Annotated in this window: 15 protein-coding genes and 1 pseudogene; 13 read left to right on the top strand and 3 right to left on the bottom strand. The window is 66.8% G+C overall.

The features are described from left to right. From PAF18_RS16175 to PAF18_RS16135, 9 genes are all read left to right on the top strand, one after another. Positions 1-2,115, top strand: a complete 2,115-nt coding sequence (locus PAF18_RS16175; protein WP_271114196.1) for a 3-hydroxyacyl-CoA dehydrogenase NAD-binding domain-containing protein — start codon at positions 1-3, stop codon at positions 2,113-2,115. Then, on the top strand, positions 2,112-3,287 hold the full coding sequence (locus PAF18_RS16170) for an acetyl-CoA C-acyltransferase (protein ID WP_271071067.1): 1,176 nt from the start codon (positions 2,112-2,114) through the stop codon (positions 3,285-3,287). Before PAF18_RS16175 ends, PAF18_RS16170 begins: the two co-directional genes overlap by 4 nt. A gap of 11 nt (positions 3,288-3,298) precedes the next feature. Further along, positions 3,299-4,495, top strand: a complete 1,197-nt coding sequence (locus tag PAF18_RS16165; protein WP_271071068.1) for an acyl-CoA dehydrogenase family protein — start codon at positions 3,299-3,301, stop codon at positions 4,493-4,495. Between the two features lie 15 nt (positions 4,496-4,510). Continuing rightward, positions 4,511-5,509 (top strand): acyl-CoA dehydrogenase family protein, encoded by a 999-nt coding sequence (locus PAF18_RS16160; RefSeq protein ID WP_101754692.1) that lies wholly within the window; start codon positions 4,511-4,513, stop codon positions 5,507-5,509. Continuing rightward, on the top strand, positions 5,506-5,940 hold the full coding sequence (locus PAF18_RS16155; protein WP_101754691.1) for a PaaI family thioesterase: 435 nt from the start codon (positions 5,506-5,508) through the stop codon (positions 5,938-5,940). Before PAF18_RS16160 ends, PAF18_RS16155 begins: the two co-directional genes overlap by 4 nt. After that, positions 5,937-6,764, top strand: a complete 828-nt coding sequence (locus PAF18_RS16150; protein ID WP_271114195.1) for an oxepin-CoA hydrolase, alternative type — start codon at positions 5,937-5,939, stop codon at positions 6,762-6,764. Before PAF18_RS16155 ends, PAF18_RS16150 begins: the two co-directional genes overlap by 4 nt. Next, on the top strand, positions 6,761-8,281 hold the full coding sequence (locus PAF18_RS16145; protein ID WP_271114194.1) for a class I adenylate-forming enzyme family protein: 1,521 nt from the start codon (positions 6,761-6,763) through the stop codon (positions 8,279-8,281). Before PAF18_RS16150 ends, PAF18_RS16145 begins: the two co-directional genes overlap by 4 nt. Continuing rightward, on the top strand, positions 8,278-9,933 hold the full coding sequence (locus PAF18_RS16140) for an electron transfer flavoprotein-ubiquinone oxidoreductase (protein WP_271118181.1): 1,656 nt from the start codon (positions 8,278-8,280) through the stop codon (positions 9,931-9,933). The genes PAF18_RS16145 and PAF18_RS16140 overlap by 4 nt, the downstream gene beginning before the upstream one ends. Before the next feature lie 90 nt (positions 9,934-10,023). Then, entirely contained in the window at positions 10,024-11,217 is a 1,194-nt protein-coding gene (locus tag PAF18_RS16135; protein WP_252734076.1) for an acyl-CoA dehydrogenase, read from the top strand. Between the two features lie 648 nt (positions 11,218-11,865). On the opposite strand, the gene PAF18_RS16130 is transcribed toward PAF18_RS16135, so the two are convergent. Together PAF18_RS16130 and PAF18_RS16125 are read right to left on the bottom strand one after the other, a co-directional pair. Then, a complete protein-coding gene (locus PAF18_RS16130) occupies positions 11,866-12,486 on the bottom strand; it encodes an SOS response-associated peptidase (RefSeq protein ID WP_101754687.1) in 621 nt (206 codons plus the stop codon). 4 nt (positions 12,487-12,490) lie between these two features. Beyond that, complete coding sequence (locus PAF18_RS16125) at positions 12,491-12,763, bottom strand: hypothetical protein (protein ID WP_271114193.1); 273 nt, start codon at positions 12,761-12,763, stop codon at positions 12,491-12,493. A 164-nt stretch (positions 12,764-12,927) separates the two neighbouring features. Here PAF18_RS16125 and PAF18_RS16120 point away from each other — a divergent pair, with 164 nt between their 5' ends. The 4 genes from PAF18_RS16120 (at position 12,928) to PAF18_RS16105 (ending at position 15,343) form a co-directional block, all read left to right on the top strand. After that, a complete protein-coding gene (locus PAF18_RS16120; RefSeq protein ID WP_232816719.1) occupies positions 12,928-13,179 on the top strand; it encodes a CopG family ribbon-helix-helix protein in 252 nt (83 codons plus the stop codon). Beyond that, positions 13,176-13,484, top strand: a complete 309-nt coding sequence (locus tag PAF18_RS16115; protein WP_101754684.1) for a type II toxin-antitoxin system RelE/ParE family toxin — start codon at positions 13,176-13,178, stop codon at positions 13,482-13,484. Before PAF18_RS16120 ends, PAF18_RS16115 begins: the two co-directional genes overlap by 4 nt. Before the next feature lie 221 nt (positions 13,485-13,705). Next, entirely contained in the window at positions 13,706-15,046 is a 1,341-nt protein-coding gene (locus PAF18_RS16110; protein WP_271118180.1) for a DUF7986 domain-containing protein, read from the top strand. 147 nt (positions 15,047-15,193) lie between these two features. Next, positions 15,194-15,343, top strand: a complete 150-nt coding sequence (locus PAF18_RS16105) for a hypothetical protein (protein ID WP_176805125.1) — start codon at positions 15,194-15,196, stop codon at positions 15,341-15,343. On the opposite strand, the pseudogene PAF18_RS16100 reads toward PAF18_RS16105, so the two are convergent. Further along, a pseudogene (locus PAF18_RS16100) lies at positions 15,277-15,582 on the bottom strand (ISKra4 family transposase); the annotation flags it as partial. The gene PAF18_RS16105 and the pseudogene PAF18_RS16100 overlap by 67 nt on opposite strands. Between the last annotated feature and the right edge of the window lie 46 nt (positions 15,583-15,628).

The raw sequence follows: 15,628 nt of genomic DNA, 5'->3' as shown, positions 1-15,628 counted from the left end.
ATGGCTGAACCGACCCCCGTCACCTATCGCCGCGAGGGCGAGATCGGCTTTATCGAGGTCGACGACCCGCCTGTCAACGCGCTGTCCGCGGCCGTCCGGCAAGGGCTGGCCGAGGCCATCGACCGCCTGGCCCAAGACCCCGAGGCGCGGATCGCAGTGCTGTTCTGCGCCGGCCGGACCTTCATTGCCGGGGCCGATATCTCGGAATTCGGCAAGCCGCCGGTGCCGCCTGGCTTGCCCGATGTCGTCGCCGCCATCGAGGCTTCGGACAAGCCCGTGGTCGCGGCGCTGCACGGCACGGTTCTGGGCGGCGGGCTAGAGGTCGCCTTGGGCGCCCATTACCGCGTCGCGGTGCCGGGCACCCGGATGGGCCTGCCCGAAGTCACGCTGGGCCTGCTGCCCGGCGCCGGTGGCACCCAGCGCCTGCCGCGCGTCGTCGGGGTCGAGGCGGCGATCGAGCTTGTCACTTCTGGCCGTCAGATCGGCGCGGACCGCGCGCTGGAACTGGGGCTGATCGACACCCTGGCCGACGCGACTGCCCCCGTTAAGGCGGGCGCGGCCGAGGCGCGGCGGCTGCTGGGTCAGGGCGCGGGGCCGCGCCGTCTGGCGCAGGCCGACGCCCCCACGGTGGACGCGGCGGCGGTCGAGGACGCGCGCCGAAAGGTGGCGAAATCCGCGCGCGGGCAGGTCGCCCCGATGCGCGCGCTGGACACCATCGTCGAAGGTCTGGCGCTGCCCTTTGCCGAAGGCATGGCGCTGGAGCGCCGCGCCTTCACCGACCTGATGCAGACGCCCGAGCGCGCGGCCCTGATCCACGCCTTTTTCGCCGAACGCCGCGCCGCGCAGCAGGACGACCTGAAGGGTGTCAGCCCGCGCCGTCTGGACCGCGTCGGCATCATCGGCGGCGGCACCATGGGCCAAGGCATCGCGGCGGCGGCGCTGACCGCAGGGCTGGACGTGACGCTGGTTGAACGGGATGCGGCCTCGGCCGACAAGGCCGCCGCTGGCATCGGCCGGATGCTGGACGGCGCCGTCAAGCGCGGCAAGCTGGCGGCCGAGGCGCGCGACCAGATGCTGTCGCAGGCCTTCCGCGCCGTCGCAAGCTATGACCCGCTGGCACAGGTCGATCTGGTGATCGAGGCGGTGTTCGAGGATCTGGACGTCAAGCGCGAGGTGTTCCGCACCCTGGACGGCATCTGCCGTCCCGGCGCGGTGCTGGCGACGAATACGTCGTATCTGGACGTGAACCTGATCGCGCAGGCGACCGCGCGCCCGCAGGACGTCATCGGGCTGCATTTCTTCTCGCCCGCCAACGTGATGCGGCTGCTGGAGATTGTCGTGGCGGACTGCACTGCCCCGGACGTGGTGGCGACCGCCTTTGCGCTGGCCAAGCGGATGGGCAAGATCGGCGTGCGCTCGGGCGTTTGCGACGGCTTCATCGGCAACCGGATGCTATTGGCCTATCGCACGGCGGCCGACCACATGGTGCTGGACGGCGCCTCGCCTTACGACGTCGATCAAGCGATTGTCGGCTTCGGCTTCCCGATGGGTCCCTATCAGGTGGGCGACCTTGCCGGGCTGGACATCGGCTATGCCACCCGGCAGCGGAAGGCGCCCACCCGCGATGCGCGTGAGCGGGTGCCGGTCTTCGCCGACCGGCTGGTCGAGGCGGGACGTCTAGGCCGCAAGACCGGGCGCGGCTATTACATCTATGACGACCAGTCCCTGCAGGGCCGCCCCGACCCCGAGATTGCAGAGATGCTGGACGGCATCCGCCGCGAGCTAGGGATTACCCCGCGCAGCTTCACGCCCGAGGAGATCCAGTCTCGCTACATGGCGGCAATGGTGAATGAAGGCGCCAGGATCCTGGAGGAAGGCATCGCCGCCCGCGCCTCGGACATCGACGTGGTGCTGCTGCATGGCTACGGCTTTCCGCGCTGGAAGGGCGGGCCGATGCACTGGGCCGACGCGCAGGGGCTGGACCCGATCCGCGCCGACATCGCCCGCTTTGCCGCCGAAGACCCCTATTTCTGGCAAATCTCGCCGCTGCTGGACCGGCTTGCGGATCAGGGCGGGAGATTTGCCGACGCCAACACTGGAAAGGACGCGACATGAAAGACGCCGTCATCGTCTCGACCGCCCGCACGGGCATCGGCAAGGCCGGCCGGGGCAGCCTGAACCTGACCCATGGCGCGACCATGGGCGGCCGCATCGCCTCGGTCGCGGTGGAACGCGCGGGCATCGACCCGGCGCTGATCGAGGACAGCATCTGGGGCTGCGGCTATCCGGAATACGTCACCGGCGGCAACATCGCCCGCCAGATCGTCATCCGCGCGGGCCTGCCGGTCAGCATCGCGGGTGCCACCGTGAACCGCTTCTGCGCCTCGGGGCTGCAGGCGCTGGCGATTGGCGCCCATATGGTGCAGGTCGAGGGAGCGCAGGCGATCCTGACCGGCGGCGTGGAATCGATCAGCCTGGTGCAGCCGCCGCCCCGCCCTTCGCGCGAGGCCTGGATCGAGGCGCACAAGCCCGACCTCTATCTGCCGATGATCGACACCGCCGACATCGTCGCCGAACGCTATGGCGTCAGCCGCGAGGCGCAGGACGAATACGCGCTGCGCTCGCAACAGCGCATCGCCGCCGCCCAGCAGGCGGGGCTGTTCGCGGACGAGATCATCCCCCTCGACGTGACCCGCGCCGTGCTGGACAAGGCCACGGGCGAGAGCCGGAACGAGGACGTCACCTTCACCATGGACGAATGCAACCGTCCCTCGACCACGCTGGAGGCGCTGGCCGCGCTGAAGCCGGTCAAGGGCGAGGACCGCTTCGTCACCGCCGGCAACGCCTCGCAACTGTCCGACGGCGCCGCGGCGCTGGTGGTGATTGAGGGCGATCTGGCCGTGCGCGAGGGGGTGACGCCGCTGGGCGCCTTTCGCGGCTTTGCCGTCGCCGGCTGCGAGCCGGACGAGATGGGCATCGGCCCGGTCTTTGCCGTGCCGCGCCTGCTGGAACGCGCCGGGCTGACGGTCGAGGACATCGACCTGTGGGAGCTGAACGAGGCTTTCGCCAGCCAGGCGCTGTATTGCCGCGACCGGCTGGGCATCGACCCGGACCGCTTCAACGTGAATGGCGGCTCGATCGCCATCGGCCACCCCTTCGGCATGACCGGCGCGCGCATGGCGGGCCACATCCTGTTGGAGGGCAAGCGGCGCGGCGCGAAATGGGGCGTCGTCACCATGTGCATCGGCGGCGGCCAGGGTGCTGCCGGCCTGATCGAGATTTTCTGAGGGGAACCACCATGGACATGAGCTTTTCGCCCGACGACCAGGCCTTTCGCGCCGAGGTCCGCCAGTTCCTTCAGGACCGCTTGCCCAAGCGGCTGTCGGAAAAGGTCCGGCTGCAGCAGGAACTGACCAAGGCCGAGATCGAGGAATGGCACGCGGTCCTGAACGAAAAGGGCTGGCTGGCCGGGAACTGGCCGCGCGAATTCGGCGGCGCCGGCTGGACCGCGATCCAGCGCCACATCTTTGACGAGGAAAGCGCGCTGGCCAGCGCCCCCCGCGTCCTGCCCTTCGGCATCGCCATGCTGGGGCCGGTGCTGCAGAAATTCGGCAGCAAGGAACAGCAGGACCGCTTTCTGCCGCGCATCCTGAACGGGCAGGACTGGTGGTGTCAGGGCTATTCCGAACCCGGCGCGGGATCGGACCTCGCCTCGGTCAAGACGACGGCGGTGCGCGACGGCGACGACTATATCGTCAACGGCCAGAAGACATGGACCACGCTGGGCCAGCACGCGAACTGGATCTTCTGCCTCGTGCGGACCGATCCCACCGCCAAGGCGCAAGAGGGGATCAGCTTTCTGCTGATCGACATGACCAGCCCCGGCATCACCGTGCGCCCCATCGTGCTGCTGGACGGCACGCCCGAGGTGAACGAGGTGTTTTTCGACGACGTCCGGGTGCCGGCGGAAAACCTTGTGGGCGAGGAAAACAAGGGCTGGACCTATGCCAAATATCTGCTGACGCATGAACGCACGAACATCGCCGGCGTGGGCTTCGCCACGGCGGGCCTCGCGGCGCTGAAGCGCATCGCGCGGGCGCAGCAGGCCCATGGCAAGCCGCTGATCGAGAACCCGCTATTTGCCGCGCGTCTGGCCGAGATCGAAATCGACCTGATGGCCATGGCGACCACCAACCTGCGGATGCTGGCGCAGGCGGCGGCCGGGCAGGTGCCGGGGGCGGAAAGCTCGATGCTGAAGCTGAAGGGAACCCAGATCCGGCAGGCGATCAACGACCTGACCCGCCGCGCGGTCGGCCCCTGGGCGCTGGCCTTTCCGTCCGAGGCGGTCGAGGGCGCGAATGACCACCTGCCCCCCGGCCCGCCCGAGGCGGCAGCCGCGACCCGCGCCTATCTGAACAACCGCAAGCTGTCGATCTATGGCGGCTCGAACGAAATCCAGCGGGGGATCATCGCGAAATCCCTGCTGGGCCTTTAAGGGGAGAAACGCGTCATGGATTTCGGGTTCACCGACGAACAGACCATGCTGGGCGAAAGCCTCGCCCGCACGCTGGAGCGGGGCGGGGACGCCGCCGCCCTGTCCGAACTGGGCGCGGGCCTTGCCCTGATGACCGAAGAGGCGGGCGGCTTTGGCGGCACCGGGCCGGACATCCTGATGGTGTTCCGCACCCTTGGCCGCGCCGCCGCCGTCACACCGCTGCTCGACAGCGTGGTGCTGGGCGCGGGCATCCTGTCCGCCGCGGGCGAGGCCGATCTGGCCGAGGCCGCCGCCAGCGGCGAGGCCCGCATCGCGGTGGCGCTTGACGAACCCGGCCAGCGCTATGACGGCAACGTGTCGACCCTCGCCGAGGGCGAGCGGCTGACCGGCGAGAAATCGCTGGTGCCGGGGGCCGAGGATGCGACCCATCTGATCGTCAAGGCGACCGACGGGCTGTGGCTGGTCGAGGCCGGGGCCGAGGGGCTGGGCCTGCGCGGCTATGCCCTGATGGATGGCGGCCGCGCGACCGAGGTCACGCTGAAGGGCACCCCCGCCCGCCGCATCGGCGACGCCGCGCTGCTGGACCGGCCGCTGGCGGCGGCGATCCTTGCGGTCTGCGCCGACGCGCTGGGGGCGATGGAAAAGGCGGTCGAGTTGACCACCGACTACCTCAAGACCCGCAAGCAGTTCGGCCGGCCGATCGGCTCGTTCCAGGCGCTCCAGCACCGCATGGCCGACCTGCTGACCGAGGTCGAGCAGGCGCGTTCGGCGGTGTGGAACCTGGCCGGGAACATCGACACCGCCGACCGCGACCGTCATGTGGCGGCGACGAAATCGCTGCTGGGCCGGGTCGCGCTGTATGTGGCCGAGGAAACCATCCAGCTACATGGCGGCATCGGCATGACCGAGGAATACGAGCTGGCCCCCCTCGCCCGCCGCCTGCTGGCCGCCGATGCGCGGTTCGGCGACAGCGACCATCACCTCGAACGCTTCATCGCGGCCAGCGCGGCATGAGCGACGGCGGCATCATTCAGGGCGAGACCGGCGCGCAGCGTATGGTCGGCTATGTGCTCGACGTGGGCCAGCCGGACCGCCGCGCCCGCTGCCGGCTGGTCCTGGACGAGCGCCACACCAACCGCCACGGCGTGCTGCATGGCGGAATCGCGGGGATGCTGCTGGACAGCGCGGCGGGCGCCACCGCCAGCCTGACCGTCGATGACAGCGGCCGCCAGCCCTTCCTGACCGTCTCGCTGAACATCGACTTCGTCGGCCCGGCGCGGCATGGCGGCGTCACCGCGACCGGCCGCGTGGTCGGGGGCGGGCGCAGCCTACTGTTCGTCTCGGCCGAGCTGGTCCATGACGACGGCACCCTGATCGCCACCGCCAGCGGGATCTTCAAGCGCGTCCCCGCCGCCGCCCAAAGCCGCCCGAAGGACAGCCCATGACCGCCCCGCAGGCCGACGCCCTGATCGAGGATTGCGGCGATTACCTGCGGGTGACGCTGTCGAACCCCGGCTGCCGCAATGCGCTGGCCCCCGCCATGTATGCCCGCCTGCGCGAGGCGCTGGCGCAGGCCGCGGCGCAGGATCGACTGGGCGCCGTGGTGCTGACCGGGGCCGAGGGTTATTTCTGCGCCGGCGGCGACCTGAACGCGCTGGCCACCCGCGCGGCCATGCCCCGGGATGAACGCCGCGCCCGGATCGAGGATCTGCACGCCACCATCCGCGCCATCCGCGCCTGCCCGCGCCCGGTCATCGCCGCCGTCGAAGGCGGGGCGGCCGGGGCGGGGCTGTCGATTGCGCTGGCCTGCGACCTGCTGGTCGCGGCCGAGGATGCCAGCTTTGCCGCCGCCTATGTCCGCGTCGGGCTGGTGCCCGATGGCGGGCTGACCGCCTCGCTGGCGCGCAGGGTGCCGGCGGGCTTTGCCGCCCGCATGTGCCTGACCGGCGATCCCGTCCCCGCCGCGAGCTTTGCGGCCATGGGCGTGGTGACCGACCTCGTCGCGCCGGGGCAGGCGTTGGCCCATGCCGCCGCCTTGGCCGCGCGCATGGCGCAGGGCCCGGCCACCGCCCAGGGCGCGATCAAAAAGCTTCTCACCGCCGCCCGCGAGGGAGATTTTGACTCTCAACTGGACCGCGAGGCCGAGGCCATGGCCGATGCGCTGGCCGCCCCCGAGGCCGCCGCCGGCCTGACCGCCCGCCTGAACCGCACGACGCCCGATTTCGGCCGCGGCAGCTCTGGCGCCGACAAGAAGGAACCCCGCCCATGACCCTGACCCGCGTTCACGACCTGCTCGACATCCAGCGCTGCACCCGCCCGGACGCGCCCGCGCTGCGCGATGACGGCGGCAGCACCTATAGCTATGCCGAACTGGCCGACGCCGTGGAGGTGCTGGCCACGGAACTGCAGGCGCGCGACCTGCGCCCCGGCGACCGGCTGCTGATCCTGGCCGAAAACTGTGCGGCGCTGGTCGGGCTGCTGATGGCAACGTCGCGCCTTGATGCTGTGGCCGTACCGGTCAACGCCCGCATGACCGAACACGAGCTGCACCGCATCGCGGAACATGCCGACCCGCGCCTGACCGTCTATCTGAACCATGTCTCGCCGCAGGCCGGCACCCATGCCGAGATCGCGGGCGCGGCCGGGTGGGACACGCCGCTTGGCAAGCTGTCGATCGCCGGCCCGCACCCATCCGCCACGCCCGAGCCGGTAGCCGAAGGCGCCGCGCAGACAGCGGTGATCCTTTACACCACCGGCTCGACCGGGACGCCCAAGGGCGTCATGCTCAGCCACGCCAACCTGCTGTTTGGCGGCCAGACCTCGGCCCGGATGCGAGAGATCGCCTCGGACGACCTGATCCTGGGCGTGCTGCCGATGACGCATGTCTTCGGCCTGACCTCGATGATGATCGCCAGCACCGTCGCCGGTGCCGAGCTGTGGCTGTTCCCGCGCTTCTCGGCCCCGGCCGTGGTCGAGGCCCTGCAATCCGGCGTCAGCGTCCTTCCTGCGGTCCCGCAGATGCACGCGCTGATCATGGACGAGGTCAGCAAAAGCGGCAGGGGCCGCCTGCCGCCGGGGCGGCTGCGCTATGTCTCTTCGGGCGCGGCGCCGCTGGACCCCGACTGGAAGCGGCGGGCCGAAGCGTTCTACGGCGTGGCGCTGCAGAACGGCTATGGCCTGACCGAAACGACCGCAGGCGTCACCCTGACCACCAACCCGCCCGGCGTGCCCGATGTCAGCGTTGGCCCGGCCCTGCCCGGCGTGGATCTGCGCCTGCGCAATGTCGGCGCCGATGGCGTGGGCGAGATCCAGACCCGCGGCCCGCATGTCATGCCCGGCTATTTCCGCAACCCCGAGGCCACCGCCGCGGCCTTCGATGCCGAGGGCTTTCTGTGCACCGGCGATCTGGGCCGCATCGACAGCGACGGCAATTTGCACATCGCCGGCCGCTCGCGCGAGCTGATCATCCGGGGCGGCTTCAACGTCTATCCCCCCGAGGTCGAGGCCGCGCTGAACGACCACCCCCGCGTGGTCCAGACCGCCGTGATCGGCCGCAAGGTCGAGGGCGGCAACGAGGAGGTCTTGGCCTTCTGCCAGGCCGACGATCCCGCCGTGGTCAGCGAAGCCGACCTGCGCGAGCACGTGGCCGAGCGTCTCTCGCCCTACAAGCGGCCCTCGCGCATCATCGTGACAACGGCGTTGCCGACCTCGCCCAACGGCAAGATCCTCAAGCAGAAGCTGATCGAGACGTTCCGCGATGCGCTCGACACCAAGGAGGAAGGATGAGCACGATCGAACGCGAATCGATGGAATTCGACGTGGTGATCGTCGGGGCGGGGCCTGCGGGCCTGTCGGCGGCGATCCGCCTGAAGCAGATCGACCCGGACCTGAACGTGGTGGTGCTGGAAAAGGGCTCCGAGGTCGGGGCCCATATCCTGTCGGGCGCGGTGCTGGACCCGGTGGGCCTGAATGCCCTGATCCCCGACTGGAAGGACAAGGGCGCGCCGGTGAAGACGGCCGTCACCTCGGACAGCTTCGTGGTGCTGGGGCCGGCGGGCTCGGCGCGCATCCCGAACTGGCCGATGCCGCGGCTGATGTCGAACCACGGCAACTACATCGTCAGCATGGGCAACGTCTGCCGCTGGCTGGCCGAGCAGGCCGAAGGACTGGGCGTGGAAATCTTCCCCGGCATGGCGGCCTCCGAGCTGGTGATGGACGGCGACCGCGTGGCCGGCGTCGTCGCGGGCGAGATGGGCAAGAACCCCGACGGCACCCCTGGCCCGTCCTATGAGCCGGGCATGGAACTGCGCGGCAAATACGTCATGATCGCCGAGGGCGTACGCGGGTCTTTAGCCAAGCAGCTGATCGAGACATACGACCTGTCCGCCGGACACGAGCCGCAGAAGTTCGGCATCGGCATGAAGGAGATCTGGGAGATCGACCCGGCCAAGCACAAGCCGGGCACGGTCGTCCACACCATGGGCTGGCCGCTGGGCAAGAACGCGGGCGGCGGGTCCTTCATCTACCACGCCGAGAACAACCAGGTCTTCATCGGCTTCGTGGTCCACCTGAACTACGAGAACCCGTATCTCTACCCCTACGCCGAGTTCCAGCGCTTCAAGCACCACCCGGCCATCGCGGAGCTGCTGGAAGGCGGCAAGCGCGTGGCCTATGGCGCCCGCGCGATTTCCGAAGGCGGCTGGCAGTCGCTGCCGAAGATCACGGTGCCGGGCGCGCTGCTGCTGGGCTGCTCGGCGGGAATGGTCAACGTTCCCCGCATCAAGGGCAACCACAACGCCATGCTGTCGGGGATCGCGGCGGCGAACGCGGCCGCGGCGGCCATCTCCGCGGGACGCGAGGGCGACGAGCTGGTCGAGTACGAACAGGATGTCCGCACGGGCCTCATCGCCCATGACCTCAAGCGCGTCCGCAACGTCAAGCCCGCCTGGTCGCGCACCGGCATGGTGGGCAGCCTGATGCTGGGCGGCATGGACATGTGGGTCGCCAGCCTCTTCAACCGCAACATCCTGCGCACCTGGAAGCACGGCAAGACCGACGCCGCCGCGACCCGGCCCGCGAAGAACTATCGCCCGATCGACTACCCGAAGCCCGACGGCAAGCTGTCGTTCGACCGGCTGACCAACGTGGCCTTTTCCTTCACCAACCACGAGGAAAGCCAACCCTGCCACCTGAAGCTGAAGGACCCCACGGTCCCGATCCGGGTGAACCTGCCGGAATACGCCGAGCCGGCGCAGCGCTATTGCCCGGCCGGCGTCTACGAGGTGGTCGAGGACAAGTCGGTGCCCGAAGGTGCGCGCTTCGTGATCAACTTCCAGAACTGCGTCCACTGCAAGACCTGCGACATCAAGGACCCGTCGCAGAACATCGTCTGGACCACGCCGCAGGGCGGCGACGGGCCGAACTATCCCAACATGTAAGAAGGCCGGTGCCTCGCGACCCCAAGATAGGCCTGGCATGACCACCGTAATGCTTATTGAACTCGCCTGATGGAGATAGGAGAAACCACCATGAAGATGGACCGCATCGGCAGCTTCCGCTGGGAAGACCCCTTCCTGCTGGAAGACGAACTGACCGAGGAAGAGCGCATGATCCGCGACACCGCGCGGAGCTATGCCCAAGGCCACCTCGCTCCCCGCGTGCGCGAGGCCTTCCGGACCGAGCAGACCGACCGTGCCATCTTCACCGAGATGGGAGAACTGGGCCTGCTGGGCGTCACCATCCCCGAGGAGTTCGGGGGCACCGGTGCGGGCTATGTGAGCTACGGCCTTGTCGCGCGCGAGGTCGAACGGGTGGATTCGGGCTACCGATCCATGATGTCGGTGCAGGCGTCCCTGGTCATGCACCCGATCAACGCCTATGGGTCCGAGGAGCAGCGGCGCAAGTACCTGCCGAAGCTCTGTTCGGGCGAATGGGTGGGCTGCTTCGGCCTGACCGAGCCGGATGCGGGCTCGGACCCCGGCGGCATGAAGACCACCGCGAAAAAGACCCCCGGCGGCTACCGGCTGAACGGGTCCAAGATGTGGATCACCAACAGCCCCATCGCGGATGTCTTCGTCGTCTGGGCCAAGTCCGACGCGCATGGCGGCAAGATCCGTGGCTTCGTGCTGGAAAAAGGCATGAAGGGCCTCTCGGCGCCGAAGATCGAGGGCAAGCTGTCCTTGAGGGCGAGCGTCACCGGCGAGATCGTCATGGACGAGGTCGAGGTGGGCGAGGACGCGCTTTTGCCGAACGCCGAGGGCCTGGGCGGTCCCTTCGGCTGCCTCAACCGGGCGCGCTACGGCATCGCCTGGGGCGCGATGGGCGCGGCCGAGGCCTGCTGGCACGCCGCACGCCAGTATGGGCTGGACCGCAAGCAGTTCGGCAAACCGCTCGCGCAGACGCAGCTCCACCAGCTGAAGCTCGCCAACATGATGACCGAGATCACGCTGGGGCTGAACGCCGCCCTGCGCGTGGGGCGGCTGTTCGAGGCCGGGAAGATGCAGCCCGAGATGATCTCCCTGATCAAGCGCAACAACTGCGGCAAGGCGCTGGAGATCGCCCGCGTGGCCCGCGACATGCACGGCGGCAACGGCATCTCGGACGAATACCCGGTGATGCGCCATATGGTGAACTTGGAAACCGTCAATACCTACGAAGGCACCCACGACGTCCACGCCCTAATCCTCGGCCGCGCCCAGACCGGCCTGCAGGCGTTCTTCTGAGGAGATGCAGCCATGAAGCTTCTTGTGCCGGTCAAGCGCGTGATTGACTAGGGTCAGGACTCGTTCTCGTTTCATAGCCAGAACATGACGGTTGCTGCGAGGGCGACGGCGGATAGGAATACCTTCGGGCAGGAGGGGGACCCGCGCAAGGTTGTCGGTAGGGGCGAAGGGGAGGGGGATCACCCGGCCTGCACGACGACGCGAGGCGGAGGAAGGCCGGGGAAACCCCTTCGCCCCGTCAAGCCGACGGCCTTGCGTGGGGGAACCGGCGGTTCCCTGACGGACGCACGGAACGTGCGGCCCGGGAAAGCGGGGGCGTTCGGCTCTGTCCGAATCCCCCCGCAGGACATGGCCCGCCGAGGCGGGCCTCAAAGGATCTTCTTCGGTCCAGTTGAAGCCGCCTGACTGGTCAGGTTGCCCACAGGCTGCTGCGCTCGATCCCTGGCGTCTCGCTTGCAGCCTGCTTCGGCCCGTGCGGCGCTGCCGTCCCAGGCTGGACAACCCGCCTGGGATCGACCGTTGGGCCATGATCTCAGCGGTAATGCCGGTGATCGCGTCATGCGGGCGCCTCCCGCCAGGGCCGAGATGGACGGAGCAGGGCGACGAGGACCGACAAAGTCGACATTCGCCTGACTTTAGACAGTGCCCTTACTGGGCGTCATCGATGAGTTTCAACGCGCCATCGGGCAGCGGACGCTGCAATTCTTTCGCGTCAGTGCCATTGAGCCAGGCCGACCATGCATCAGGCTCCATCAAAATCACGGGCATAGCCTTTGGATGCACCGCCTTCACTTCGGCGTTCGGCCCGCAGGTCAGGAAGGCATAGAGGTCGTCGGTCGTTTCGCCATCCCTCACCTTGCGAACCGATTTCCAGCCCCGCGTCTCGATGCCCGCGAAAAACATCTGCGCGCCAGCATCTGCGGGCGCAAACCACTGATTGCCTTTTCCCTTGCCGAGCGGCTCTGCGAAGGCCGTCACCGGCACCAGACAACGGCACTCTTTGCCCAACCACCGCCGCCAATGTGGGCTGGACAGGTTGCGCACATTTGTCACGCCTGGATCTCGCTCGGTCTTTAGGGCAAATTTAGGTGAGGGCATTCCCCAGCGAGCTTTGACCAATTCCAGGCCATCCTCGTTATGCCGAACTATCGCGCCCAGCTGGTCGGGATAGACCTGGCCGGGCTGAAGATTGCCGGCCCGATCAGCCAGCCCGCTGAACAGTTTGCGCATGGCCTCCTGGGCGGTGGTGTTGGAGTATAAATTGCACAATTTCTCACGCCTTTTCGTCGCGCCAGATCCAGCGAACAACCTGCTTGACGGGACGGCGGACCGTCAAGCCGTCCTGTAACTCGGTCGCAGACGGCACAATCCAGTGAATATCCATCCATTCGCGGCGGCGGCATTTCGAGCAAATGAATGGCGGCACTAGCAGATCATGATCCGGGCCAAGAACCTTGATGAGATCATGAGCCCAATAACGGCAGGCACGCCCGCAGCCGGTGCAGGTCACGAGCGCCAGCCGCCCCGAATGCTCGATGTGCCGCAAGGTGCGGTTTCGGAACTTGTTGGCAGATGGATGACCCGCTGGCATGTCCGGAACATACAGAGAACATCCGCTCCGCAGCAAGCGTTTCCGACCCTGATCAGCGCATGACTGGAAATCTACATTGGCAAGGCGTATGATTACATACGATTACATTGGAGCACACCATGCCGCAGCGCGCCGAAACAGAACCCATGACCGTCCGCACAGCCAGGGTCTCGGAGATCGATGCCTTGGCCGCCGCGATGGATCGTTCTCGCAACTATGTGGTCAATCAGGCGATCGATCAGTTTCTCGAAGCCAACGCTTGGCAAATGGAACGGATCGCGGCCGGGGTGGCCGCAGCGCGCGAGGGTAACGTCAGTTCTGCCGACGACGTCTTTGGCGCCATTGCCACCAAGCATGGCTGGCAGGCTTGAAGACACTTCTCATTGCCGAGCCGGCCGGGCGAGACCTTGAAGCCATCGTGGATTATATCGCGCGGGAAAACCCGGCTGCGGCCGAGAATGTGTACAGGCAGATTGCCCGAACAGCCGCGAAGCTTCCGGAGTTTCCCGCACTCGGCCGTCCGGGGCGCTTTTCCGGGACGCGGGAAATGAATGTGGCAGGGTCACCCTATCTCATTGTCTACGAGGTCAACGTCGAGGCAGTCACAATTCTGGCCGTCTTTCACACCTCCCGCAATCTCGCAGCGGCCCTTCGCGATCGTATGGAAGGCAGCTAAGCAGGACGAAGCTGCGGTCTGCATTTTTGCCGTAGGGCGGGCTGAAGCCCGCCCTACAGGCGATGTCAGAAAAGGGCACTCGTTTCGCGCTGTGACGCGGCATTTTCTTATATGCCTACCCACGTCGGAACAGCGGCACAGGCGGCTGAGCAGCTTTAACCGGCATCTTGCTTACCGTGGTGAATAGCAAGATGTTGTTGTGGGAACACGGGTGAGAGGCGATGGCCGAACGCAATGACATATCGGGTCTTTTGGCCTTCATTGGCAGGGAAGGCGACTGGCGGGAACGGCTGCAGGATGTGGTCGCGGAACACCTGATACCCGCGCTGGAAGAATTCGAGCTCGACCAGGAAGGCCTGGCCGACCTCCTGGGCGAGCAGTGGACGGGCGTGCTTTGGGGGTGCGGGTTCGAGGACTTCCTTGGCCAGCGCTATGAGGACGGAAACATCGTCGATCTCTACCTGAAGCGGCGCGGCTGGAAGGAGACGGCGCTGAACCGGGCCTATTTTGCGGCGCTGCGGGATGCGCCGGTCAGCTTGTATGAAGTCAGTAATGTCCAGCCCGGCACGTCGATGACGCTACGCGATCTGTTGTCGGATGCTGCCCCGGTCACAGTGAAGGAGATATCCGCTACACGCACACTGAAGCAATGGGACCGGATTGCCGTGCGCGTGGTGCCCGAGCGAGAGCACCACGTTATCTCCGGGGCGTTGTTGCCCTTTCGGGCCGAGACAGTGGATTTCCTGTTTTCGGGGCTGCGCGATGCTCTGAAGCTGAAGAAGCGAGATGCACTGCGGCTCACCCGCGATCAGCTTCTGACCTGCGCACCCATCTTTACCACCGCATGGCTATTTATCGAGATCGATCGCGCCCTCACCCCGGCGCAACCGCAGTTCACGAATTCGGACGGAGATGATGTGTTGTTCCACGACCTGCGGTACCTGTTTGCCAGCGGCGTCACGCAAAGGGCGGTGGCAGAGCGGCTGGACCGGGTGAAGGGTTTCCTGCCGCAGGGACCGAAGCTCTGGAGCTGGCTGGCGGAGCGGAAGGGGCGCGGCGGCAAGGCTGGCTATGGCATCATGCTGGACACGCAGATGGAGGGGGTCACCGTTCTGGGCTCCATGGAACTGAAGGGCAAGGCGCTGCTCGTGACCGTCAACTCGACCGAGCGGGCGGACAAGGTCCGGAAGTTGATCCGCGACGCCGCCGGGGACCTGTTAAGATCGCATTTGACCACGATCCGGACGGTTGATCAGATGCGGGCCGACCAACAGCGCGACAGGCCGAGTGAGGAGGTCGAGGAAATTCCACCAGACATCGCGCGCCAACTGATGCGGGATCACATGGACAAGCATTACCGCGAAACGCTGGACGCGCCAATCCCGGCGCTTGGAAGCAAATCACCGCGGCAGGCCGTCCACACGGCAGCGGGGCGCGAGAAGGTGATCGATTGGTTGAAGCTGCTGGAAAACCATAGCGCCAGGCATGATGAGGGTCCGATTACCGAATACGATTTCAGCTGGATGTGGGCCGAGCTCGGATTGGAAGAGCACCGGATGTAGCTTTGGGCAGGGCCTTTGCCCGACATCAGCGGCCCTAAGCGGTCGCGCGAGCTTGTGAATGCATTCTGCGCTCGCAGCCCGCATTGCGGACATTGGCTTCCGTCTTCGGTGCTTCTATCTTCCAAGGAAGAACCAGGAGGTATTCACATGGAACGCGAACCCAACCTTGTCATCTCCAGCGCCTCCCAGCACGTTGTCGAGGATGGCGTGCCCTTCAAGGTGGATATCTACAAACTCGAAGGTGGGGACGGTTGGTCGCTGGAAGTCGTTACCGAAGACGTGATGTCCATTGTCTGAAGCCTTGGCCACTTCAACTGTATTCGCCCGAAAAGAGTGTCGAGAATTCGGCCTCGATCATCATGGATCGCGCGTTGTTCGGCACAGCCATCGCATTTCCTACGAGCCTCTATTGCTTCACCGACCTGATCTTGCACAATCGCTTCCTGCAACCGCCCCAACAAGGTTTTTGCGTCGTCGAGGAGAAGGCCCAAATTCTCGGAACAAAACTCGTCCGGCGCACGGTTAAGTCGAGCGATATTGCGCCTTTTGGTTTCTCCATCTTAAAGCGTCGTCTCGACAAAA

This window comes from Paracoccus sediminicola (assembly GCF_027912835.1).
Taxonomy (GTDB): Bacteria; Pseudomonadota; Alphaproteobacteria; order Rhodobacterales; family Rhodobacteraceae; genus Paracoccus; species Paracoccus sediminicola.
The sequence above is the reverse complement of the archived record's forward strand: the minus strand, read 5'-3'. Positions and strand labels throughout refer to the sequence as shown.

What these genes read in the sequence shown, in the direction of transcription:
- PAF18_RS16175 (WP_271114196.1), top strand. Translation starts at nt 1, where the DNA reads ATGGCTGAACCGACCCCCGTCACCTATCGCCGCGAGGGCGAGATCGGC.
- PAF18_RS16170 (WP_271071067.1), top strand. Translation starts at nt 2,112, where the DNA reads ATGAAAGACGCCGTCATCGTCTCGACCGCCCGCACGGGCATCGGCAAG.
- PAF18_RS16165 (WP_271071068.1), top strand. Translation starts at nt 3,299, where the DNA reads ATGGACATGAGCTTTTCGCCCGACGACCAGGCCTTTCGCGCCGAGGTC.
- PAF18_RS16160 (WP_101754692.1), top strand. Translation starts at nt 4,511, where the DNA reads ATGGATTTCGGGTTCACCGACGAACAGACCATGCTGGGCGAAAGCCTC.
- PAF18_RS16155 (WP_101754691.1), top strand. Translation starts at nt 5,506, where the DNA reads ATGAGCGACGGCGGCATCATTCAGGGCGAGACCGGCGCGCAGCGTATG.
- PAF18_RS16150 (WP_271114195.1), top strand. Translation starts at nt 5,937, where the DNA reads ATGACCGCCCCGCAGGCCGACGCCCTGATCGAGGATTGCGGCGATTAC.
- PAF18_RS16145 (WP_271114194.1), top strand. Translation starts at nt 6,761, where the DNA reads ATGACCCTGACCCGCGTTCACGACCTGCTCGACATCCAGCGCTGCACC.
- PAF18_RS16140 (WP_271118181.1), top strand. Translation starts at nt 8,278, where the DNA reads ATGAGCACGATCGAACGCGAATCGATGGAATTCGACGTGGTGATCGTC.
- PAF18_RS16135 (WP_252734076.1), top strand. Translation starts at nt 10,024, where the DNA reads ATGAAGATGGACCGCATCGGCAGCTTCCGCTGGGAAGACCCCTTCCTG.
- PAF18_RS16120 (WP_232816719.1), top strand. Translation starts at nt 12,928, where the DNA reads ATGCCGCAGCGCGCCGAAACAGAACCCATGACCGTCCGCACAGCCAGG.
- PAF18_RS16110 (WP_271118180.1), top strand. Translation starts at nt 13,706, where the DNA reads ATGGCCGAACGCAATGACATATCGGGTCTTTTGGCCTTCATTGGCAGG.
- PAF18_RS16105 (WP_176805125.1), top strand. Translation starts at nt 15,194, where the DNA reads ATGGAACGCGAACCCAACCTTGTCATCTCCAGCGCCTCCCAGCACGTT.